General features: G+C 75.6%; 19 protein-coding genes. 12 read left to right on the top strand and 7 right to left on the bottom strand.

Annotated features, from left to right (window positions below; all coding sequences use genetic code 11):
* The first annotated feature begins 35 nt into the window (after nucleotides 1-35).
* The 5 genes from ACI769_RS16245 (at nucleotide 36) to ACI769_RS16225 (ending at nucleotide 8,464) form a co-directional block, all read left to right on the top strand.
* Nucleotides 36-1,013: a hypothetical protein gene (locus ACI769_RS16245; protein ID WP_409141966.1), complete on the top strand. Its 978-nt coding sequence runs from the start codon at nucleotides 36-38 to the stop codon at nucleotides 1,011-1,013.
* A 114-nt stretch (nucleotides 1,014-1,127) separates the two neighbouring features.
* The gene (locus ACI769_RS16240) at nucleotides 1,128-3,572 is read left to right on the top strand and encodes a helicase-associated domain-containing protein (RefSeq protein ID WP_409141965.1); all 2,445 of its coding nucleotides are present in this window, start codon (nucleotides 1,128-1,130) and stop codon (nucleotides 3,570-3,572) included.
* Between the two features lie 119 nt (nucleotides 3,573-3,691).
* Nucleotides 3,692-5,371, top strand: coding sequence for a DNA repair helicase XPB (locus ACI769_RS16235; RefSeq protein WP_074808193.1), 1,680 nt, complete (start codon nucleotides 3,692-3,694; stop codon nucleotides 5,369-5,371).
* Between the two features lie 156 nt (nucleotides 5,372-5,527).
* Nucleotides 5,528-7,573, top strand: coding sequence for a TPM domain-containing protein (locus ACI769_RS16230; protein WP_409141964.1), 2,046 nt, complete (start codon nucleotides 5,528-5,530; stop codon nucleotides 7,571-7,573).
* An 87-nt stretch (nucleotides 7,574-7,660) separates the two neighbouring features.
* Complete coding sequence (locus ACI769_RS16225) at nucleotides 7,661-8,464, top strand: PspA/IM30 family protein (protein WP_051028097.1); 804 nt, start codon at nucleotides 7,661-7,663, stop codon at nucleotides 8,462-8,464.
* A 12-nt stretch (nucleotides 8,465-8,476) separates the two neighbouring features.
* Here the strand turns inward: ACI769_RS16225 and ACI769_RS16220 are convergent, their stop codons facing one another.
* Nucleotides 8,477-9,241, bottom strand: a complete 765-nt coding sequence (locus ACI769_RS16220) for a type 1 glutamine amidotransferase (RefSeq protein WP_409141963.1) — start codon at nucleotides 9,239-9,241, stop codon at nucleotides 8,477-8,479.
* Between the two features lie 115 nt (nucleotides 9,242-9,356).
* Here ACI769_RS16220 and ACI769_RS16215 point away from each other — a divergent pair, with 115 nt between their 5' ends.
* Entirely contained in the window at nucleotides 9,357-9,956 is a 600-nt protein-coding gene (locus ACI769_RS16215) for an NYN domain-containing protein (RefSeq protein WP_061268040.1), read from the top strand.
* Between the two features lie 25 nt (nucleotides 9,957-9,981).
* On the opposite strand, the gene ACI769_RS16210 is transcribed toward ACI769_RS16215, so the two are convergent.
* Nucleotides 9,982-11,211, bottom strand: a complete 1,230-nt coding sequence (locus ACI769_RS16210; protein WP_409141962.1) for a winged helix DNA-binding domain-containing protein — start codon at nucleotides 11,209-11,211, stop codon at nucleotides 9,982-9,984.
* Between the two features lie 132 nt (nucleotides 11,212-11,343).
* Between ACI769_RS16210 and ACI769_RS16205 the strand changes: the two genes are divergently transcribed.
* The 4 genes from ACI769_RS16205 (at nucleotide 11,344) to ACI769_RS16190 (ending at nucleotide 15,157) form a co-directional block, all read left to right on the top strand.
* The gene (locus tag ACI769_RS16205) at nucleotides 11,344-12,081 is read left to right on the top strand and encodes a response regulator transcription factor (protein ID WP_043654159.1); all 738 of its coding nucleotides are present in this window, start codon (nucleotides 11,344-11,346) and stop codon (nucleotides 12,079-12,081) included.
* Entirely contained in the window at nucleotides 12,078-13,772 is a 1,695-nt protein-coding gene (locus tag ACI769_RS16200; protein ID WP_409141961.1) for a sensor histidine kinase, read from the top strand. The genes ACI769_RS16205 and ACI769_RS16200 overlap by 4 nt, the downstream gene beginning before the upstream one ends.
* 233 nt (nucleotides 13,773-14,005) lie before the next feature.
* Nucleotides 14,006-14,737 (top strand): hypothetical protein, encoded by a 732-nt coding sequence (locus ACI769_RS16195; RefSeq protein ID WP_021479889.1) that lies wholly within the window; start codon nucleotides 14,006-14,008, stop codon nucleotides 14,735-14,737.
* 126 nt (nucleotides 14,738-14,863) lie between these two features.
* Nucleotides 14,864-15,157: a WXG100 family type VII secretion target gene (locus ACI769_RS16190; RefSeq protein ID WP_114553804.1), complete on the top strand. Its 294-nt coding sequence runs from the start codon at nucleotides 14,864-14,866 to the stop codon at nucleotides 15,155-15,157.
* 108 nt (nucleotides 15,158-15,265) lie between these two features.
* On the opposite strand, the gene groL is transcribed toward ACI769_RS16190, so the two are convergent.
* A complete protein-coding gene (gene groL / locus ACI769_RS16185; protein WP_031315159.1) occupies nucleotides 15,266-16,891 on the bottom strand; it encodes a chaperonin GroEL in 1,626 nt (541 codons plus the stop codon).
* Between the two features lie 289 nt (nucleotides 16,892-17,180).
* Here groL and ACI769_RS16180 point away from each other — a divergent pair, with 289 nt between their 5' ends.
* A complete protein-coding gene (locus tag ACI769_RS16180; protein ID WP_232322711.1) occupies nucleotides 17,181-18,650 on the top strand; it encodes a glycoside hydrolase family 15 in 1,470 nt (489 codons plus the stop codon).
* 46 nt (nucleotides 18,651-18,696) lie between these two features.
* On the opposite strand, the gene ACI769_RS16175 is transcribed toward ACI769_RS16180, so the two are convergent.
* From ACI769_RS16175 to ACI769_RS16160, 4 genes are all read right to left on the bottom strand, one after another.
* Nucleotides 18,697-20,202 carry a phytoene desaturase family protein gene (locus ACI769_RS16175; RefSeq protein ID WP_409141960.1) on the bottom strand — a complete coding sequence of 502 codons (1,506 nt, stop codon included), beginning with the start codon at nucleotides 20,200-20,202 and terminating at the stop codon, nucleotides 18,697-18,699.
* 19 nt (nucleotides 20,203-20,221) lie between these two features.
* Nucleotides 20,222-20,425: a cold-shock protein gene (locus tag ACI769_RS16170; RefSeq protein WP_021482750.1), complete on the bottom strand. Its 204-nt coding sequence runs from the start codon at nucleotides 20,423-20,425 to the stop codon at nucleotides 20,222-20,224.
* Nucleotides 20,426-20,616: 191 nt separating this feature from the next.
* Nucleotides 20,617-21,267, bottom strand: coding sequence for a LytR C-terminal domain-containing protein (locus ACI769_RS16165; protein WP_211932937.1), 651 nt, complete (start codon nucleotides 21,265-21,267; stop codon nucleotides 20,617-20,619).
* Between the two features lie 79 nt (nucleotides 21,268-21,346).
* Nucleotides 21,347-21,667 (bottom strand): DUF3263 domain-containing protein, encoded by a 321-nt coding sequence (locus tag ACI769_RS16160; protein ID WP_021482752.1) that lies wholly within the window; start codon nucleotides 21,665-21,667, stop codon nucleotides 21,347-21,349.
* A 228-nt stretch (nucleotides 21,668-21,895) separates the two neighbouring features.
* Here ACI769_RS16160 and ACI769_RS16155 point away from each other — a divergent pair, with 228 nt between their 5' ends.
* A complete protein-coding gene (locus ACI769_RS16155) occupies nucleotides 21,896-22,555 on the top strand; it encodes a uracil-DNA glycosylase (RefSeq protein ID WP_409142019.1) in 660 nt (219 codons plus the stop codon).
* Nucleotides 22,556-22,572: the final 17 nt, after the last annotated feature.

The raw sequence follows: 22,572 nt of genomic DNA, 5'->3' as shown, positions 1-22,572 counted from the left end.
CCCACGCGAGCTCCCGGACCGGGCACGCTCGCCCGGTGCACGACGACGACCCCCTCGCCCCCGGCGGCCCTCGACGACCCGCGTTGCTGCTCGCGGCGGAGCACCCGCCCCAGCTCGTGCGGCAGGCCGCGTCCTCCGGGTCCTGGGAGCGGGTTCGTCGGGGCGTCTACCGCGAGACCGGCACCACCAGGAGGATCGGGCCCGCCGACGAGCGCGACCTCGTGCTGGACCGGGCGACCGCGCTCCATCGCACCCTCCGCGCGGACCACGTCCTCAGCCACACCACCGCCGCCCTCGTCCACGGCCTGCGCCTGTGGACGGCGCCCAGTGACGTGCACGTCGTGCAGCCCTACCGGCGGTCAGGGCGCGCGGACCCCACGGTCGCGAGGCACCTCGGACTCGTCGACGCCTCCGACCGGTGCGTCGTCGGCGGTCTGCCGGTGACGACGCCCGCCCGCACCGTCGCCGACTGCCTGCGCACCCTGAGCCCGCTCGAGGGGCTGGTCGTCGCGGACGCGGCGCTCGCGCGGGGCCTCGCCCGCGAGGACGTCGCGGCCTGCCTCGCGCGACAGCCCCGGGCTGCCGGGACACCTCGCGCCCGGCACGTCCTCCGGCTCGCGGACGCCGGCGCCGAGTCGGCCTGGGAGACGTGGTTGCGGTACCTCGTCCTCCGGCTCGGCCTCCCCCGCCCGTCGACGCAGGTCCCGGTCCGCACCTCGGTCGGTCGGGTCCGCGCGGACCTCGGGTGGGAGCCGTGGCGGCTGCTGCTGGAGTTCGACGGGCTGGTGAAGTACCGCACGACGGGCGACGGCCTCGCTCCCCGTGAGGACCCGGGCCGCGTCCTCGTCGCGGAGAAGCGACGGCACGAGGCGATCGAGGCGACCGGACGTCGCGTGCTGCGGTTCACCGCGCGGGACGCGCCCGACGCCGTCGGCGAACGGGTCCTGCGCTGGGTGCCGTCGGACGTCGTCGCGTCGCTGCGCCCTGACCGTCACCTTCCCCCGCTGCGCTGACCGGTCGGCACCCCGGCGGCGGTTCGGCACTCGCAGCACTCGTCGGCACCTCGAGGTGCCGACGAACGACAGGAGGTACCGAACCGTCAGCACAACCCGCGTAGCATCGGACGGATGGCCACCTCCCGGCCCGAGCGGGCTCCGACGTACAGCGAGTCGCTGCGCCAGCGCGACGACGCCGCGCTGGTCGCCCTGCTCGCGGGGCGTCCCGACCTCGCCACGCCCTCCCCCTCGACGCTGCTCTCGCTCGCCGCGCGCGCGATGAACCGCACGAGCCTCGAGCGCGCGCTCGCCGGTCTCGACGAGCTGACGCTGCACGTGCTCGAGTCGGTGCTCGTGCTCGGCTCGGTGGGCACGCCCGCGACGGCGGCCGCGGTCGCGCGCGCGACGGGGGTGGACCGCGCGTCGGTCACCGCGGCGCTCGCGCGCCTCGACGAGCTCGCGCTCGTGTGGTCGCCCGGCACGCGCTCGGCCGGGTTCCGCCCGGCGCCCGGGACGGCCGAGGTGCTCGGCCCGCACCCCGCAGGCCTGGGCCCGGTCTCGGGCGACGCGCGCGACGCCCCGGCACCGTCCGCCGTCCTGCCCGACGACGCACCCCCGGGCGCGCGCGCGATCCTCGACGCGCTCGCGTGGGGGCCGCCCGTGGGCGTCGCCCCGCGCTCCGACGCGTCGGCGCGTCGGGCGACGGCCTGGCTGGTCGAGCGGGGGTACCTCCGCGCGACCGACGAGCGGCACGTCGTCCTGCCGCGCGAGGTCGGGCTCGCGCTGCGCGGCGGCCGCACCCACCGCGACGTGCGCACGACGCCGCCCGTGCCCGACGCGCGCGAGCTTCCCGTGGCGACGGTCCAGGCGGAGTCCGCGAGCGCCGGGCTGGAGGCGGTGCGCCTCGTCGCGCGCCTCGTGACGCACTGGACCGAGCACCCGCCCGGCGTCCTGCGCGCGGGCGGCCTCGGGGTGCGCGACCTGCGCCGTGCGGCCCTCGCGCTCGAGGTCGACGACGCGACGGCGGCCGCGGTCGTCGAGGTCGCCGCGGCGGCGGGCCTCGTGGCGGACGACGGCGACGACCCGCCCACGTTCGCCCCGACCTCGACGGCCAAGGACTGGCTCGACGACGACCTGGGCGACCGGTGGGCCGCGCTCGCGCGCGGGTGGTGGCGGTCGCGCCGCACGCCGTGGCTCGTCGGGAGCCGTGACGAGAGGGGCGCCCTGCGCGCCGCGCTCGACCCCGAGCTGTGGCGGCCCTGGGTCCCGCGGTTGCGTCGCTCGGTCCTCGACGTGCTCGCCCTCGCGCCCGACCGGCCGCTCGGCCCGGCCGACGTCGTCGCGGTCCTGCGCTGGCGCACGCCGCGCGCGGTGCCGCCGGAGCAGGCCGTCGCGGGGCTGCTGCGCGAGGCCGCGCTGCTCGGCGTGACGGGCGCGGGCGCACTCGCTCCCCCGGGCCGGGCACTCGTCGCGGGCGACGACCCCGCGCCGTCGTCGGAGCCCGTGGACCTGGGCGCCGCGTTCGAGGCCGTGCTCCCGCCCGAGGTGGACGACCTCCTGCTCCAGGGCGACCTCACCGGCATCGTGCCGGGCCGGCCGTCGCGCACGCTCGAGCGCCTCGTGGAGGTCGCGGCCGACGTCGAGTCGCGCGGCGCCGCGACCACGGTCCGGTTCACGCCGGAGTCGGTGCTGCGCGCGCTCGACCGGGGCGCGACGGCCGACGAGCTGCTCGCCGAGCTCGCGTCGCACTCCCGCACTCCCGTGCCGCAGCCGCTGGAGTACCTGGTGCGCGACACCGCGCGCCGCCACGGGCGCGTGCGGGTCGGGACGGCGTCGTCGTACGTGCGCGCCGAGGACCCGGTGCTCCTCGCGGGCATCGCGGAGGACCCCGCGCTGCGCGGCCTCGGCCTGGTGCTCCTCGCGCCGACCGTGCTCGCGTCCGGCGCACCGGCCGGTGAGCTGCAGGACGCGCTGCGGGCGCGCGGCGTGCCGTCGGTCGTGGAGGGCCCGGACGGGCGCGTGCTCGTCGCGGACCGTGCGGGCCGTCGCGACCTGCCCGACGCCGCGGGCCCGGCCCGGCGGGGACGGGCCGGGGCGGTCGTGGGCCGGCGCGGGAGCCGCGCCCGGACCGGCGTCGTACCGGGCTCCGGGGCCCGCGTCGACGAGGCGCGGGACGGGGCCGGGCGTGGCGAGCAGCGGTTCGCCGACCTCGTCGCCCGGCTGCGCGCCGCCGACGCGCGCTCGGCGGAGCAGGCCCGGTCCCGCGCGACCGGAGGGGTACGCGCGGACGGCGACGGGTCGCGCCGGGGCGGGGGGACGCCGTCGGGCAGGGCGGGACGCGGGGACGACGGCCCCGAGGGAACAAGCGACCCGGTGGCGGCGTTGGGGCTGCTGCGCGAGGCGATCGCGGACGGCGCCATGGTGTGGCTCGAGGTCGTCGGGTCGACGGGCGCGCCGGACCGCCGCCGCGTGCGGCCCTTCACGCTCGACGCCGGACGGCTGCGCGCGCAGGACCCGGCACGCGACGCCGAGCTCACGGTCGCGGTCCACCGCATCGCGTCCGTGACCCCGGACTGACCCCGGCCCGCCCCGGCACTACCCCCGGACCGTCACCCGACCGAGCCCGGACCACCACCGGCCCGCCCGGCGACCGCCCGGACCGCACGACCCTCGGCCACCCACGGCAAGGAGAACGCATGACCGACGGACCTCTCATCGTCCAGAGCGACAAGTCGCTCCTGCTCGAGGTCGACCACCCCCGTGCCGACGACGCGCGGCGGGCCATCGCGCCGTTCGCCGAGCTCGAGCGCGCCCCCGAGCACGTCCACACGTACCGGCTCACGCCGCTCGGCCTGTGGAACGCACGCGCGGCCGGGCACGACGCCGAGCAGGTCGTCAACACGCTCATCGAGTACTCGCGCTACCCGGTGCCGCACGCGCTGCTCATCGACGTCGCGGAGACGATGTCGCGGTACGGGCGGCTCACGCTCGCGCAGCACCCGACGCACGGGCTCGTGCTCGAGGCGACGGACCGCGCCGTCCTCGCCGAGGTGCTGAAGTCCAAGCGCACCGCCGGGCTGGTGGGCGACCGGATCGACGACACGACCGTCGTCGTGCACCCGTCCGAGCGCGGCCACCTCAAGCAGGTGCTGGTGAAGCTCGGCTGGCCCGCCGAGGACCTCGCGGGGTACGTCGACGGCGAGAAGCACGCCATCGCGCTCAGCCCGACGACGCCGCCGCGCACCGAGGGCGAGGAGCCGAAGCCCTGGGAGATGCGCCCGTACCAGGCGCAGGCGGTGGACGGGTTCTGGCACGGCGGGAGCGGCGTCGTCGTGCTGCCGTGCGGCGCGGGCAAGACGATCGTCGGCGCGGGGGCGATGGCGAGGTCCGGGACGACGACGCTCATCCTCGTGACGAACACGGTGAGCGCGCGCCAGTGGCGCGACGAGCTCGTGCGGCGCACGACGCTCACCGAGGACGAGATCGGCGAGTACTCCGGCGCGCGCAAGGAGATCAAGCCCGTCACGATCGCGACCTACCAGGTGCTGACGACGAAGCGGAAGGGCGTGTACACGCACCTCGAGCTGCTCGACGCCCGCGACTGGGGGCTCGTCGTGTACGACGAGGTGCACCTGCTGCCCGCGCCGATCTTCCGCATGACGGCGGACCTGCAGGCGCGCCGCCGCCTCGGGCTCACCGCGACGCTCGTGCGCGAGGACGGCCGGGAGGACGAGGTGTTCTCGCTCATCGGGCCCAAGCGGTACGACGCCCCGTGGAAGGACATCGAGGCGCAGGGGTACATCGCACCCGCGGACTGCGTCGAGGTGCGCCTCACGCTGCCGGAGTCCGACCGCATGACGTACGCCGTCGCCGAGCCCGAGGACAAGTACCGGCTCGCCGCGACCGCCACCGGCAAGAACCGGGTCGTGGAGCAGATCGTCGCGCAGCACCCGGACGACCAGGTGCTCGTGATCGGCCAGTACCTCGACCAGCTCGAGGAGCTGTCGCAGCACCTCGACGCGCCGCTCATCACGGGCGCGACGACGGTCCGCGAGCGCCAGCGCCTGTTCGACGCGTTCCGTACGGGCGAGATCTCGCGGCTCGTCGTGTCGAAGGTCGCGAACTTCTCCATCGACCTGCCCGAGGCGTCCGTCGCGATCCAGGTCTCCGGGTCGTTCGGGTCGCGCCAGGAGGAGGCCCAGCGCCTCGGTCGCGTCATGCGCCCCAAGGCCGACGGCCGCACCGCGCACTTCTACGCCGTCGTCGCGCGCGACACGGTGGACCAGGACTTCGCGGCGCACCGCCAGCGGTTCCTGGCGGAGCAGGGGTACGCCTATCGCATCGTCGACGCGGAGGACCTGGGCGTCGTGCAGTGACGGGTGGGGGTCCCGCGACGTAGGAGCGCGGCACCCGCCCGGCACGGAGCGACGCCCAGGGCCGACCAGGAACACGAAGGACCTGGGCGTCGTGCAGTGACCGAGGGCCCCGCGGCACCGATTGCGGGTCCTGGGCGGCTGGGAAAGGATCGGGCCGTGAGCACGGCCGATCGTCCCTGGCACCCCCGCGCGGCCGGGGGCCGCGGCGCCCGCGCGTTCCTCGCCCTCGTCGTCTCGACGCTCGTCGGGCTGCTGACGTGCGTCGCCCTCGTCGCCCCGGCGGGCCCCGCGCACGCCGTCCCGCCGATGGACGTGACGGACGAGATCACCGACCCGTCCGGCGTCCTCGGGGACCGCACGGACGACGTGCGCGCGGCGCTCGACCGCCTGGCCCAGGACACGGACCTGCAGCTCTTCGTCGTGTACGTGGACGACCTCGACGGCATGGACGGCGTCGACTGGGCGAACGCGACGGCGAACCAGTCGGGGCTGGGGGTCGACGACCTGTTGCTCGCGGTCGGGACGCAGGACCGGCGGTACGGGCTGTCGTACGACAACAACGTCCCGCTGTCGGACGCCGAGCTGGACCGGATCACGTCCGCCGTGGAGGACGAGCTGCGTGCCGACGACTGGGCGGGTGCGGCCATCGCGGCGGCCGAGGTGGCGCGGGGTGCGGGCCAGGGCTCGGGCGACGTGTCGTGGTTCTGGGTCCTGCTCGTCGGCGGCGTGATCGTGATCGTGGTCGTGGTGGTCGCCCGCGCGGCGGGACGACGCCGCCGGGCCGCGACCGCCGTCGGGCCGGCGGGCGACCCGCTCGCGGCGCTGCCCACGGCCGAGCTGGACCGCCGCGCGAGCGCGGCCCTCGTGGCGATCGACGACGCCGTGAAGACGTCCGAGCAGGAGCTCGGCTTCGCGCAGGCGCAGTTCGGGATCGAGGCGACGCAGCAGTTCTCCGCCGCGCTCGCCGAGGGCAAGCGGCGGGTCGCGGAGGCGTTCGCGCTGCGCCAGCAGCTCGACGACGACCAGCCCGAGGCGGAACCCCAGGCGCGGCAGATGATGGCGCGCATCGTCGCCCTGTGCGACGAGGTCGCGGACTCGCTCGACGCCCAGTCCCGCACGTTCGACGAGCTGCGCGACCTGCAGGCCCGCGCGCCGCAGGTGCTCGACGAGACCGACCAGCGCGCGACCGAGGTGCTCGCCCGCGTCGAGCCCGCGCGCGCGACGCTCGAGGCGCTCGGGCGCACGTACCCGTCGACGGCGCTCGTGTCCGTCGCGCAGAACCCCGAGCAGGCGCAGGCGCTCCTCACGGGCGCGCGCGAGTCGGTGGCGCGCGGTCGGGAGGCGCTCGCCTCCAAGGACCGGGCGACGGCGGTCGCGCTCGCCCGGGCCGCGCAGAACGCCGTCGGGCAGGCGGTGACGCTGCTCGACGCCGTCGACCGCGCGGGCACCGACCTCGCCGAGTCCGGTCCGCGCCTGGACCGGGGCGTCGCGTCGATCACGTCCGACATCGCGGACGCGGGGCGGCTCGCCCCCGGGGATCCCACGGTCGCGCCCGCGCTCGCGGAGGCGCAGGCCGCCGTCGCGGTGGCCGGGGCCGCGCGCGACGGCGGCGACCCGCTCGCCGCGCTCCGTCGCCTCACGGACGCGGAGGCGGCGCTCGACGCCGTCCTCGCCCCGTTCCGCGAGCGTGCCGAGCAGGCGGCGCGCGCGAACGCGCTGCTGCGCGAGACCCTCGCGCGCGTCGACTCGCAGGTCCGCGCGACGAACGACTTCATCGAGACCCGGCGCGGCGCCGTCGGGCCGGAAGCACGGACCCGGCTCGCGGAGGCGATCCGCCTGCTCGGCGAGGCGCGCGCGCTCCAGCCGACCGACCCGGTCTCCGCGCTCCAGCGCGCGCAGCAGGCCGACGCGCAGGCGCAGTCCGCGGCCCAGCGCGCGCAGCAGGACGCGTCGAGCTGGCAGTCGTCCCAGGGTGGCGGGTTCGGCGGGGGTGGCGGCAGCAACGTCGGGGGCATGGTCCTCGGCGGGATCCTCCTCGACTCCATCCTCCGCGGCGGGGGTGGCGGCGGACGCTCCGGCGGGTTCGGCGGCGGCAGCTTCGGCGGCGGCTACGGGGGTGGCGGGTTCGGCGGCGGACGCTCCGGCGGACGGTCGGGCGGACGGTCGTCGGGCGGACGCTCCGGCCGCGGCGGACGCTTCTGAGCACGGCGGCACCTGACGCCCCGCACCACGGGACGACGGCACGACGGACACGACCAGCACCAGACGGCTCACCAGAGAGGGACGACCATGGCGGAGAAGCAGAGCATCTTCGGACGGATCGCGCAGCTCGCCCGCGCGAACATCAACGCGCTCCTGGACAGCGCCGAGGACCCGCAGAAGATGCTGGACCAGCTCGTGCGCGACTACACGAACAACATCGCCGAGGCGGAGCAGGCCGTCGCGCAGACCATCGGCAACCTGCGCCTCGCCGAGCAGGACTACAACGAGGACGTCGCCGCCGTCCAGGAGTGGGGCCAGAAGGCCGCGGCCGCGTCGGCGCAGGCCGACCGGTACCGCCAGCAGGGCGACGCCGCGAACGCCGACAAGTTCGACAACCTCGCGAAGATCGCGCTCGGCAAGCAGATCGCCGCCGAGAGCGAGGTCCGCCAGGCCGAGCCGCTCATCGCGTCGCAGCGCGAGTCGGTCGAGAAGCTCAAGTCCGGCCTCGCGATGATGAAGGACAAGCTCGGTCAGCTGAAGTCCAAGCGCGACTCGCTCGTGGCGCGGCAGAAGAGCGCGCAGGCGCAGCAGACCGTGCAGGGCGCGCTCAGCTCGATCAACGTGCTCGACCCGACGAGCGAGCTCTCCCGCTACGAGGAGATCGTCCGCCGCGAGGAGGCGCAGGCGCTCGGCCAGGCGGAGGTCGCGGCGTCGAGCATCGACGCCCAGTTCGCCGAGCTCGAGACGTCGGGCGAGGCCGTCGAGATCGAGGCCCGCCTCGCCGCGCTCAAGCAGGGCTCCGCCCCCGCCGCGCAGGTGTCGCCCACCCAGGTCACGCCCGCGATCGGTTCCGGGACGACCACCCAGGACGCCCCCTCGACTGACTGGTGACCTCGGACCGGGTCAGGCGGGGACGCGTCGTCGGCTCACCCGGACCGCGGTGACGAACGACTCCGCGAGCCGGCGCCCGCCGTCGAGCAGCGCGGGGGCGTGCTCGTCGAACCCGGCCAGGGCCGCCGCGGCGTCGACGTCGTCGTACCGGTCGCACCAGGCCGCGAACCCGGCGCGCGACGCCTCGGGGTGGAACTGGACGCCGAGCGCGGACCCGAGGCGGAACGCCTGGTAGGGGTACATGTTCGACGACGCGAGCCAGACGGCGCCGTCCGGGAGCTCGACGATCGCGTCGCCGTGCATGCTCGTCACGCAGCGCACCGGGTCGTCGCCGGTCGCGAGCGGCGCCAGCACCGGGTCGGTGTCCGCCTCGGCACGCCAGAAGACGCGGGTCGCGCCGACCTCGCGCCCCGGCGGGGCGGCGACCGCCACCTGTCCCCCGCCCGCGACGGCGAGGAGCTGCGCGCCGAGGCAGATCCCGAGCGTCGGGACGCTCTGCGTCGCGGCGGCGACGAGGGTCTCGCGCAGGGCGGGCAGCCACGGGGCGCGCGCGTCGTCGTACGCGGACACGTGGCCCCCGAGGACGACGAGGCCGTCGCCGAGCTCGTCGAGCCGGTCCGCGGCGGGGACCGGCTCACCCTCGTGGGCGCGGACGACGCGGAGCTCCGCGTCGAGGAGGTCGGCGAAGGCGTCGAGCGTGACGTCCGGGGAGTTCTCGACGACCGTGAGCCGGACGGTCCCGGTCGCGGTCGTGGCGTCGGTGTCGTGCGTGGTCACGAACCCTGACGGTACCCACTCGGGGGTGGGAGGACGCAAACACCCACGTCGTGGACAGTGCGGCGGGCGCACCGGGACGGAGCGCGGCGGGTCGCGCGCGGATAGGCTGACCGGCATGTCCGACCTCCAGACCTCCGACGGCCGAGCGCTGACGACGCCGCGCCGCACCTACCTCGTCGTCGACGGCGAGAACATCGACGCGACGCTCGGCATGAACGTCCTCGGCCACCGCCCCGCCCCGGAGGAGCGGCCGCGCTGGGACCGCATCGTGGACTTCGCGCGCCAGGCCTGGGGCCAGGACGTCACGCCCCTGTTCTTCCTCAACGCGTCGTCGGGCCAGATGCCGATGTCGTTCGTGCAGGCGCTGCTCGCGATGGGCTACCGCCCGATCCCGCTGTCGGGGTCGAGCAACGAGAAGGTCGTCGACATCGGTATCCAGCGCATGCTGGACGCGATCGCCGGCCAGCCGGGCGACGTCCTCCTCGCGAGCCACGACGGCGACTTCCTGCCCCAGGTCGAGACGCTGCTCGACGACAAGGACCGCCGCGTGGGCGTCCTCGCGTTCCGCGAGTTCGTCAACGTGCGCCTCACCGAGCTCACGGGCCGCGGTCTCGAGATCTTCGACCTCGAGGACCACGCGGGCGCGTTCACGGCCGTGCTGCCGCGCGTGCGGATCATCCCGCTCGACGAGTTCGACCCGATGCGCTACCTCTGACCGCCCGTACCGCGGGCTCCGTCGCTCACGCGTGGAGCTCGCGGTACAGCGGCGTCGGGAACGACGCCGTCACGCCGTCGCCGCCGAGGAGCGCTGCGATCCGCTCGGCCTCGGCCGCGACGGCCCGCTCGCCGTCGGCGCCGACGTCGTCGAGGAGCCGCCACGCGGGCTCGCCGCCCGGCCGCACGACCCAGGCCCCGACGATCCGGCCCTCCCACCAGACGGTCGCGCCCGCGTTGCCGATCGTGTCGAAGACGGCGGCCTTGTGCGCCCCGAGGTACCAGTCGCGCGCGGTCCAGCCCATCGTCGTCGGGTCGAGCGACGGCAGGAGCGCGACGCGGCCCTCGATCGGCACCTCGTCCGGGCCGGGCAGGTCCGTGCCCCGCAGCATGATGCCGGGGCGGGCGTCCTCGCCGCCCGCCGCACCGACCTCGACCTCCACTTCGACGACGTCGAGACCCGCGAGCGCCGCGCGCGTGTCGCGGCGGTTCCAGCCGGTCCACCACACGAGGTCCTCGACCGTCGCGGGCCCGAACACGTCGAGCCAGGCCCGCGCCAGCGCGGTGCGCGCCGCGGCCTCGTCGAGCACGGGGATGCCGCCCGGGAACCAGTCCTCGACGGGTGACCAGACGTGCCGGTTGGACGACCACGTGCCCCGCGGCTCGCCGCGCACCACCACGCCCTCGGCGGAGAGCAGCGAGAGCAGCGGGGACGTCATGGTGCGGCGCACGTCCCACGTCTTGGTGGTCGTGGGCAGGAACGCCGTGCGCAGCAGCGGCGCGGCCCGCGACAGGCTCGCGCCGTCGAGCGGGCCGTGCTCGGCGAGCGCCGCGTGCACCTGGGCCTCGACCGCGGCGAGGAAGGTCGCGGCGTCGTCGACGGGCGGGTCCGTGGGCAGGGTCGCGAGCTCCTTGAGCAGGCGGGTGCGCAGCCGTCGCGCGACGGCGAGGGCCGCCGCCGCGTGCACGACGGGCACCGTCTCGCGGCGCACGACGAACATCGTGCGTCGCATGGCGAGCACCTTGACGAGCGAGCGCCGCCGGAAGACGGCGTCCCGGACGTCGTCGAGCACGAGGCCGGGGACCCGCGCGAGCACCGACAGGTAGACGCTCGAGGCGTCGGTCGCGTGCAGCGCGAGCAGCCGGTCGACGACGTCCTCCGGGCTCCGGGCCGCCGGCCTGCCGGGCAGGTCCGTGGCGAGCGCGAGCTGCTGCGCGACGAGCCGCCGCCGCCTCTGGTCCACCGTGATCCGCACGGCGGCCATCCTGCCCCGGGCCACCCACGCCCGCCCGCCCGCGTGCCGCGCCCGGCGCCGGCGTCGCGCCGGTGCCGCCGGGGTCGAGCACGTTCCCAGGCGTCTCCCAGACCGCGGGAGCACACTGGACGTATGAGCACCACCCCCGAGGCACGCCTCGTCGTCGTCGACGACGAGCCGAACATCCGCGAGCTGCTCGCCACGTCCCTGCGCTTCGCCGGGTTCGAGGTGCACGCCGCCGCGGACGGGCAGAGCGCCCTGCGGCTCGTGCGCGACGTCGAGCCCGACCTCGTCGTGCTCGACGTGATGCTCCCCGACATGGACGGGTTCACCGTGACCCGCCGCCTGCGCGAGAAGGGCCAGCACACGCCCGTCGTCTTCCTCACCGCGAAGGACGACACGCGCGACAAGGTGACGGGGCTCACCGTGGGCGGCGACGACTACGTGACGAAGCCCTTCAGCCTGGAGGAGGTCGTGGCGCGCATCCGGGCCGTGCTGCGCCGCACGCACGCCGAGCCGGTCGACGACGCGGTCCTGCGCTTCGCCGACCTCGAGATGGACGAGGACTCGCACGAGGTCCGCCGCGCCGGCGTCGACATCGACCTGTCCCCCACCGAGTTCAAGCTGCTGCGCTACCTCATGCTCAACGCGGGCCGCGTGCTGTCCAAGGCGCAGATCCTCGACCACGTGTGGCAGTACGACTGGGGCGGCGACGCGAACATCGTCGAGTCGTACATCTCCTACCTGCGCCGCAAGATCGACAACCTCACCGTGCCCGGCCCGGACGGCGAGCCCGTGGCCCTCCCGCCGCTCATCCACACCAAGCGCGGCGTCGGCTACCTGCTGCGCCAGCCGCCCGCGGCGTCATGACGGCCGGCCCCGACCGCACGGCGGCCGGGTCCCCGCCGGTCCCGCCCCCTCCCCCGCCCCCCGGGGCGGTCTCGCAGCCCGGCCGCGCTCCGTCGAGCGAGCGCGCAGCGTCCGCACCCGTCCCCGACGGCCCGACGGCGGAGCGCCCCTTCGGCCGGCCCGTCCCCACCGAGGGGTGGGGCTGGTTCGCGCGCGTGCCGCTGCGGGCACGGCTCGTCGCGATCACCGTGCTCCTGCTCGCGGCCGGGCTCGGGCTGGCCTCGGCGGTCACGACGACCGTGGTGTCGAACTACCTCGTGCGCCAGGTGGACGCGCAGCTGGAACGCTCCGCGGAGGCCGTCGCGAACATCACGCTCAACGAGCGCGTGGGGGCGAGCTCTCAGCTGCCCAGCGACTACTTTGTCCTCGTGCGCCCCACCAACGGCGAAGAGGTCCCTCTTCGCTGGCCGCAGACCGTGTCCCTGTACGGGGTGCCCGAGATCCCCGCGATGTCCGACCCCGAGGTCGAGGCGAGCCTCGGCGCGCCGTTCACCGTCAGCTCCGAAGGTGGCGCCGAGCCCGCCAAGTGGCGCGTCGTGCCCTTCTTCTACGGGTCGAACGTGTCCAGCGCCCGCGAGGGGACCGCGTTCGTCGCCCTCCCGCTGACGGGCATCCACGAGACGGTCAAGGTGCTCGGTCGCGCGCTCGCGCTGTCCGCGCTGGGCATCGCGCTCGTCGGCGGCGCGGTCGCCTACCTCGCGGTCCACCGTGCGTTGCGCCCGCTGCGCGAGATCGAGGAGACCGCCGCCGACATCGCCGCGGGCGACCTGTCGCGTCGCGTGCGCCCCGCGCCGCCGACGACGGAGGTCGGCTCGCTCGCGGCGTCGCTCAACGCGATGCTCACCCAGATCGAGGAGGCGTTCGCCGTCCAGGAGGCGTCCGAGGAACGGATGCGGCGCTTCGTCTCGGACGCGAGCCACGAGCTGCGCACTCCGCTCGCGACGATCCGCGGCTACGGCGAGCTGTACCGGATGGGCGCGCTCGACACCCCGGACAAGGTCGACGACACGATGGGCCGCATCGAGGACTCGGCGACCCGCATGGGCACGCTCGTCAACGACCTGCTCGCCCTCGCGCGGCTCGACGAGGGCCGGCCGCTGCGCCACGAGCCGGTCGACCTCGTCTCCCTCGCGCGGGACTCCGCACAGGACCTGCACGCGCTCGACCCCGCGCGCGACGTGCGGGTCGTCGGGCTCGCGCCGGGTGCGGACGCTCCGGCGGCGCTGCGCGTCGTGGGCGACGAGGACCGGCTGCGGCAGGTGCTCGCCAACCTCGTCGGGAACGTCGCGCGCCACACGCCGTCGGGCACGCCGGTGGAGATCGCGCTCGGCGCGGCGCCCGCCCCCCGGTCCGACGACGCGCCGTCGGGCGACGGCGCGGGCGGGAGCGGCGCCCCGGCCGGCGACGCCGCGCGCGACGTCGCGGTGCTCGAGGTCCGCGACCACGGCCCGGGCGTCCCGACGACCCAACGGGGCCGTCTGTTCGAGCGGTTCTACCGGGCGGACACGTCGCGCAACCGCTCGTCCGGCGGGTCCGGGCTCGGTCTGGCGATCGTCGCCGCGATCGTCGGGGCGCACCGCGGCCGCGTGTCGGTCCGTGAGACGCCGGGCGGCGGGCTCACCGTCCGCGTGGACCTCCCGCTCGGCTCCTGACGGCCCGCACCCCGCCCGACCTGCGGGTTCGTCGACGACCGTCCGCGACGTCGCGTGGGAGCCCGCCGGGGCGTCCCGACGCGCCGCCGACTGGGGCTACGATGGCGGGTCGTCCCGCGAGACCTAGGCTGAAGACGAGGCCGCGCGGCGACGCGGGGGCCTCCGCGCCGGGCAGCACGCCCGGCGACGACGACCTCCGTCCTGCTCGTCTCCGTCGAAGAAGGCTGAAGTTCATGGGCGTCAACAGCGCCGACGCACCGCAGTGGTTCCTCTCCTCGTTCGTCCGCAGCGCCCGGGGCGCCGGGGCGACCGCCCCGGACGACGAGATCCGCGCCGTCGGGCAGGGGCTCCTCGACCGCTGGGACCAGCCGGGACGCCACTTCCACAACCTGCGCCACCTGGCCGACGTCCTGGGCCGGGTCGACGAGCTCTCGCAGGAGACGCACGACCCCGACCTCGTCCGGCTCGCGGCCTGGTACCACGGCGCCATCTTCGACGCGAAGGGCCGCGCGACCTACGCCAACAAGGGCGGCGAGGACGAGACCGCGAGCGCCGCGCTCGCCGTCGCCGAGCTCACGCGGCTCGGCGTCCCCGAGCCCGCGGTGCGGCGCGTCGCGCACCTCGTCAACGCGCTCGTCCGCCACGCCCCGGACGCCTCCGACTTCGACTGCGCGGTCCTGTGCGACGCCGACCTCGCGATGCTCGCGGCCGAGCCGCAGCGCTACAAGGAGTACCTCAAGGACGTGCGCGACGAGTACGCGCACATCCCCAAGCCCGACTACGTGCGCGCCCGCATCGCGATCCTCACGAAGCTGCTCGACCGGCGCACGCTCTTCTCGAGCCCGCTCGGCGCGGCCTGGGAGGAGGCCGCGCGGCAGAACCTCGACGCGGAGCTCCAGCGCCTGCGCAAGGAGCAGGCCAAGCTCGCGGAGGCGTCGACGGCGTCCCCAGCCTCCGGCGCCTGAACCGCCGTCCACAGGCCTGACCGCCGCCCCTCCGGACCCGGGGAGGTCCGCCTACCGTTGTCGCCACGCCCCGGTGCTCACCGGGGCGAGGGACGGCCCGCGGGCCGAGGGACGACGGAGGTTCGGATGAGCCGGTACGAGGTGGACAGCGCGCGCGTCGCGCAGGCGAGCGCCGCGGTGCACGGGTCGGTCACGGCGATCCGTGCGGAGGTCGGCGCCATGATGCGGCACCTCACGGACCTGCAGACGTCGTGGCGTGGTGGGGCGGCGACGTCGTTCACGGGCGTCATGGCGCAGTGGCAGACGACGCAGACCCAGGTCGAGGTCGCGCTCGACGACATCACGGCCGCGCTCGGCGCCGCCGCGCAGACCTACGCCGACGCCGAGTCGCAGGCCGCGCGCCTGTTCACGGCGCGGTAGGCCCCGCCCGGGAGCTCTCTTCAGGGCACGACGAAGGCCGCCGGCCGGGCGAACCCGGCCGACGGCCTTCGGTGTCCTACGACTCCCCGTGAGGGGAGGCGGGTCGGCTCAGAAGTCCATGCCGCCCATGCCACCGGTCGGGTCGCCCGCGGGGGCGGCCTTCTCCGGCTTGTCGGCCACGACGGCCTCGGTCGTGAGGAACAGCGCCGCGATGGAGGCGGCGTTCTGCAGCGCGGAGCGCGTGACCTTGACCGGGTCGTTCACTCCGGCGGCGAGGAGGTCCTCGTACACACCGGTCGCGGCGTTGAGGCCCTGGCCCGACGGGAGGTTGCGCACCTTCTCCGCCACGACGCCACCCTCGAGGCCCGCGTTGACCGCGATCTGCTTGAGCGGGGCGTCGATCGCGGCGCGCACGATCTGCGCACCGGTCGCCTCGTCGCCCTCGAGCTCGAGCTTCTCGAACGCCACGGCACCGGCCTGGATGAGCGCGACGCCACCACCAGCGACGATGCCCTCCTCGACGGCAGCCTTCGCGTTGCGGACGGCGTCCTCGATGCGGTGCTTGCGCTCCTTGAGCTCGACCTCCGTCGCGGCACCCGCCTTGATGACGGCCACGCCGCCGGCGAGCTTCGCGAGGCGCTCCTGGAGCTTCTCGCGGTCGTAGTCGGAGTCCGACTTCTCGATCTCGCCACGGATCTGGTTGACGCGACCCTGGATCAGGTCGGCGTCGCCCGCGCCCTCGACGATCGTGGTCTCGTCCTTCGTGACGACGACCTTGCGCGCCTGGCCGAGCAGGTCCAGCGTCGCGTTCTCGAGCTTGAGGCCCACCGTCTCGGTGATGACCTGGCCGCCGGTGAGGATCGCGATGTCCTGGAGCATGGCCTTGCGGCGGTCGCCGAAGCCCGGGGCCTTGACGGCGACGGACTTGAACGTGCCACGGATCTTGTTGAGCACCAGGGTCGCGAGCGCCTCGCCCTCGACGTCCTCGGCGATGATGAGGAGCGAGCGGCCGGCCTTCATGACCTGGTCGAGGACCGGGAGCAGGTCCTTCACGTTCGAGATCTTGGACTCGACGATGAGGACGTACGGGTCCTCGAGCACGGCCTCCTGGCGCTCGGGGTCCGTCTCGAAGTAGCGCGCGAGGAAGCCCTTGTCGAAGCGCATGCCCTCGGTGAGCTCGAGCTCGAGGCCGAACGTGTTCGACTCCTCGACCGTGATGACGCCCTCCTTGCCCACCTTGTCGAGGGCCTCGGCGATGAGCTCGCCGATCGCGGGGTCGCCGGCGGAGATGGCGGCCGTGGCGGCGATCTCCTCCTTGGTCTCGATGTCCTTCGCGGCGTTGAGCAGCTGCTCCGTCACCGCGTCGACGGCCTTCTCGATGCCGCGCTTGACGGCGATCGGGTTGGCGCCGGCCGCGACGACACGCAGGCCCTCGCGCACGAGCGCCTGGGCGAGCACGGTCGCGGTGGTCGTGCCGTCACCCGCGACGTCGTCGGTCTTCTTGGCGACCTCCTTGACGAGCTCCGCACCGATCTTCTCGTACGGGTCCTCGAGCTCGATCTCCTTGGCGATGGAGACGCCGTCGTTCGTGATGGTCGGCGCGCCCCACTTCTTGTCGAGCACGACGTTGCGGCCCTTGGGGCCGAGGGTGACCTTGACGGTGTCGGCGAGCGTGTTGAGCCCGCGCTCCATGCTCCGACGAGCCTCCTCGTCGAAGGCGATGATCTTGGCCATGGGGAATGATCCTCCGCTGGTGGCGTATGGCGGTCGGCCGGCGCCCGCGACGGACGGCCCACGACGGCGGCGTTCATGTCACGCCGCCAGGGCGGGCCTCACCTGTCGACCTGGTGGGTTGCGCCGCAGCCGCCTGAGCGGCTGCCTGCGCTGGTCACTTCTGTCACTCTCGTGACGAGAGTGCTAACGCCATTATTGGCACTCGCACGGTGCGAGTGCAAGACAGCGGCGCGCCACGCCGCCGCGTATCGCGAGGGGCGAAACCGAGCGCCGCGCGGCTCGCTCTAGGATGCGCGGTGTGATCCGCGCAACACCGTCGTGGCGCCCCCTCGCAGCCCTGGCCGGCTTCGTGCTGGTCCCTGCCCTCGGCCTGACCGCCGCGACCGCGGTCGCGGCGCCCTCGGGCGAGCACATCGACCTCTACCAGGACGGCGTCGCGGTGACGACCGGGCCCGACGGCGGCCCCGCGGTGCTGCGCCTCGCGCCCGGCGTGGGCGCGACCTACCTCGAGGGCAGCCGCGTGCTCGACCCGGCGGCGCTCGACCCCGGCGCGCTCGCCGCGGGCGTCGACCCCGCGGACGGCGAGGCGGACCGGCTCGCGCAGGTCGCCGGGGCGCGCCTCGACGCGACGGCCCTCCTCGACCCCGGTCTCGCCCACCAGACCGCCACCGCGTCGCGGGCCTGGCTCGCGTCCGGCGTCGTACCGGGGACAGGCGGGCCGTTCGCCGCGCTCGGCGAGGCGGCCCTCCTCGACCTGCGCGCGCTGACGCTCGACGACGGCGCCGCCCTCGCCGCGCCGTCGCCCAGGTGGCGCTACGTGTGGCCGCGCGACGCGTCGTTCACCGCGGCGGCGTTCGCACGCACCGGTCACGTCGACGACGCGCGCGCCGTCCTCGGCTTCCTCGCCCGGGTCCAGGAGGACGACGGCTCGTTCCACGCGCGCTACCTCCCCGACGGGTCGGGGGTCCCGGACGACCGGGGCATCCAGTCCGACGGCGTCGGCTGGGTCCTGTGGGCCACCGACGTCGTGCTGGAGGAGACGCCCGCCGCGGACCGCCCCGAGGTGGCCGCCGAGCTGCGCCCGCTGGTCGACGCCGCGACGGACCACGCGCTCGGGCTCGTCGACGGCGAGGACCCGCTGCCGCCGCCGTCGAGCGACTACTGGGAGGTCGAGCCCACGTCCCTCACGCTCGGGACCGCCGGACCGCTGCTCGCGGGCCTGGAGGCCGCGGCGGACGTGTACGCGGCCGCGGGCGAGGCGCCGCGCGCGCACGAGGCGACCCTCGCCGCCGCCCGTCTGCGCATGGCGGTCGAGCGCTCGTTCGGGTCCCAGGGCTACCCGCGCCACGTCACGGGCGGCGCGCGCGACGCCTCGACCGCGTTTGTGCTGCCGCCGTTCCAGCCGGAGCCGCTCGCCGGGGCGGACGAGGCCTGGCGCGCGTCCGTGCGCGAGATGCTGCGCCCGGCCGGCGGGCTCGCGCCGGGCGCGGGCTGGCGCGCCGACGGCATCTCGTGGACCCCCCAGACCACGCTGTACGCGCTGGCGGCGGCGTCGTCGTCCGACCCCGAGGACCGCGCCGACGCCGAGGAGTGGCTCCGCTGGGTCGACGACCACCGCACCGCGTCCGGGGCCATCCCGGAGAAGGTCCTCGCCGACGGCTCGCCCGCCGCCGTCGCGCCGCTGTCGTGGAGCTCCGCGCTCGTCGTGCTCGCGCTCGTGGAGCTCGGCAACCAGGGCACGCCGGGCGGCGCGGGCTGACGGTCCTCCTGGGCTCTCCCGGTCCGCCGCGGCCGGCGCGCCGGGGCTACCGGGTGGTCGCGCCGCTCGTCGCGACGGGCGCCAGGTCGGGCGCGTCGCGCACGTCGAACTCGCGCCTCAGCACCCGTTGCGCGGCGTACCAGCCCCCGAGGCCGTGCACGCCCGGCCCGGGCGGCGTGGACGCCGAGCACAGGTAGACGCCCTCCAGCCCGACGGCGTAGGGGTCGAACCGGGGCGTGGGCCGCGCGACCATCTGCCACATGCTCACGGCACCGCCCGCGATGTCGCCGCCCACGTAGCTCTCGTCGTGCGCCGCCATCTCCGCCGCGGGCACGCAGCGCGACGCCACGACGACGTCCCGGAAGCCCGGCGCGAACCGCTCGACCTGCGCGACGACGTCCTCCGTCACGTCGCGCGTCGACCCCGCGGGCACGTGCGCGTAGGTCCACAGCGGGCGCAGCCCGCCCGCCCCGCGCCCGGGGTCGACGACGGTCGGGTCGCTCACGAGCACCACGGGCCGGGCGGCGTGGCGACCGGCCGCGACGTCGGCCTCGCTGCGCGCCATCTCGGCGCGCGTCCCGCCGAGGTGCACGGTCCCCGCGCGCCCCAGCTCCGGGTCTGCCCAGGGCACAGGCCCGGAGAGCACGAGGTCGACCTTCGCGGCGGCGTCGCCGTGCCGGAACCGGCGCAGCGCGTCCTCCGCGCGCGGCGGGAGCCGGTCCGCGAACACGTCCGCGACGACGCGCGGCGTCGTGTCGAACACGTAGGCGCGAGCCCGCGGGAGGTCGGCGCGCGAGCCGACCCGGTGGCCCGTGACGACGTCGCCCCCGTGGGCGCGCAGGTCGTCCTCGAGCGCGGCGACGATCGCGCCGGAGCCGCCGCGAGGCAGCGGCCATCCGCCCGGCGCGTGGCCGAGCGACGCCAGCAGCACCGCCGTCCCGGCCGCGGCGAGCGACGGGAGGCGGGAGATCGCGTGCGCCGCGACGCCCGTGAGGAGCGCGCCCGCCTCGTCGGTGCGGAAGCGCCGCGTCCACGCGGGGCTCCCCTGCTCGAGCACCGCCGCGCCGAACCGGGCCGTCACACCTGCGCCGCTCGGCGTGAGCACGCGTCCCGGCACCGAGCGCTTGTCCCCGAGGGCGACCGCGACGACGTCGCGCCACCCCTCGGCGAGCGGGCCGAGCAGGGCGCGCCAGGCGGCGCCGTCCACCCCGAGCCGCTCGACCGTGCGCTCGAGGTCGTGATAGGCGACGCCCGCGCGACCCCCGTCGAGGGGGTGGGCGTACGAGACCTCCGGCACGAGCAGCTCCACGCCGCGCGCGCCGAGGTCGAACGCCTCGAAGAACGGCGACGCCCACGCCATCGGGTGCACCGCCGAGCACACGTCGTGCACGACGCCGTCGGCCAGCCCGAGGTCGAGCGTGCGGGCTCCGCCGCCCGACGTCGGCTGCGCCTCCAGCACGCGCACGGAGAGACCGGCGCGTGCGAGGGTCACGGCGGCGGCCAGGCCGTTGGGGCCCGAACCGACGACGACGGCGTCGAGATCCTCCGTCACGCGACCCTCGGAGCCGGGCTCAGAGCGGCCGCACCTGCTCGGCCTGCGGGCCCTTGCTGCCCTGGCCGAGCTCGAACTCGACCTCCTGGCCCTCGTCGAGCGTGCGGTAGCCGTCCGTCTGGATCGCGCTGAAGTGCACGAAGAGGTCCTGCCCACCCGCTGCGGGCGTGATGAACCCGTAGCCCTTCTCGGCGTTGAACCACTTCACGGTCCCCTGAGCCATGTACGTCTCCTCGTGCATCGTCGCCCGCGAGGCGACCGCCGCCCCGTGGTAGCCCGAGCCTAGCCCGCAGGCGGCGTGCACGGAAGGTCGAACGGCAGGTGGCGCTCGTCGGACTCCGGGCCGAACGAGCAGGTCACGCGGGTGCAGCGTCAGGTCGTGGTGCCACGGCCGGGGCGGCCCGGGGGTCCGGGTCAGCCGACCGGCGCCAGCTCGGACTTGATGATCACCGCGACGTCGCCCTCGCGCAGGCTGTCGACCTGGACGACGTTCTCCGCGGGGATGCCCAGCGTCGCGGCGACGGCGGCGGCGGTGTCGCTCCGCTCGGGCACGTACCAGACCGTGGTGACGTCAACCGGCGCCGGCCCGTTCGTGTAGTCCGTGGCGACGGTGTTGCTGAAGCCCTGCGCGTCGAGGGCGTCCTTGCCCTTGGCCGCCTCGCCGCCGATGCCGCTGTCGTTCAGCACGCGGACGTAGGCGCTCGGGTCGGCCGCCGCCATGAGCGTCGCGAGGTCCGGGGTCTCGGGCGTCTCCTCGGTCGCGGGCGGCTCCTCCGCGGCCGGCGGCTCCTCGGTCGCGGGCGGCTCCTCCGCCGCGGGCGGCTCCTCGGTCTCCGCGGGCGGCGGCTCCGTGGACTGCGCCTGCGGCGGGTCCTCCGTGGCACCGTTGTCGGACAGCAGCGCGACGCCCCCGTACGCGAGGCCGGCGAAGACGACGGCGACCAGCAGGAACGGCCACGTCTTGCTCCACCCGCTGCGCGGCGTGCGGTGCACCCCCACGGGCGCACCCTGCGGCGCGGGCGCGTCGAACTCGTCGGGCGCGTAGGGGTAGCGGCTCTTCGTCACGGCGACAGGGTAGCCCGGTCGGGGCTCTCGGCTAAACGCCCTGTTCGCCCGGACTTCACGCGCGGCCCGTCGTCCCGGGTCAGAGACCCTCGAGCCGGCGCGCCGTGCGCGCCCGCTGCCGGGTGGACCGCATCCGCCGCAGCCGCTTGACGAGCATGGGGTCGTGCGCGAGCGCGGCCGGGGAGTCGATGAGCGCGTTGAGCACCTGGTAGTAGCGCGTCGCGGACATGTCGAACAGCTCGCGCACCGCCTGCTCCTTGGCGCCCGAGTACTTCCACCACTGCCGCTCGAACGCCAGGATCTCCTGGTCCCGCTCGCTCAGGCCCGACGCCGGCGCCTCCGAGGTGGTCGGGTCGCCGACCGCGTCGGGTCCGTCGAGCACGTACGCCGCCTCGCTCATCGTTCCCTCCCTGCACTCTCTCGTCACCGGACCTGCGCACTCCCGCGCGCGGCCGCCTCTCAGCCTACGCACGAACCACACCCGTGTCATTCGTCCTCGCCGCACGCTGCGGACGTGCCGAGGACGCCGGTTAGGCTCGGGGCCGTGGAGAGCGCACCCGCCCAGCCCGTCGCCGTCGACCCGGTCGCGACCGCCTCGACGGCCGACCCCCGCCCGGCCCTCGCGAGCATCATGGCGCCCGACTGGGCCGAGGCCCTCGCGCCCGTCGAGCCGCAGCTGCACGCGCTCGGCGACTTCCTGCGCGCCGAGGTGGCGGCCGGACGGGAGTACCTCCCCGCGCCGTCGGCCATCCTCAACGCGTTCTCGCGCCCCCTGGCCGAGGTGCGGGTGCTCGTCGTCGGGCAGGACCCGTACCCCACGCCCGGGCACCCGATGGGGCTGTCGTTCTCCGTGCAGCCGCACGTGCGCCCCGTGCCCCGCTCGCTCCAGAACATCTTCGCCGAGCTCGCGGACGACGTCGGCGCCCCGACCCCCGCGAACGGCGACCTGTCCGCGTGGAGCGACCAGGGCGTCATGCTCCTCAACCGGGTGCTCACGGTCCGTCCGGGCGAGCCCGGGTCCCACCGCGGCCAGGGCTGGGAGGCCGTCACCGAGGCGGCGATCCGCGCGCTCGTCGCGCGCGACGCCCCGCTCGTCGCGATCCTCTGGGGTCGCGACGCCGCGACCCTGCGCCCGATGCTCGGCGACACCCCCGTCGTCGCGAGCGTCCACCCGAGCCCGCTCTCCGCGCGCCGCGGGTTCTTCGGGTCGCGCCCGTTCTCGCGCGTCAACGAGCTCCTCGTCGCCCAGGGCGCCGCCCCCGTCGACTGGCCCCTCCCCCCGGCGTGACCTCCGCCCGCCCCCGG

The sequence above is a fragment of the Cellulosimicrobium sp. RS genome, from assembly GCF_046159675.1.
Lineage (GTDB): Bacteria > Actinomycetota > Actinomycetes > Actinomycetales > Cellulomonadaceae > Cellulosimicrobium > Cellulosimicrobium funkei.
Note: the sequence above shows the minus strand (reverse complement) of the source record. Positions and strands in the feature narration are given on the sequence as shown.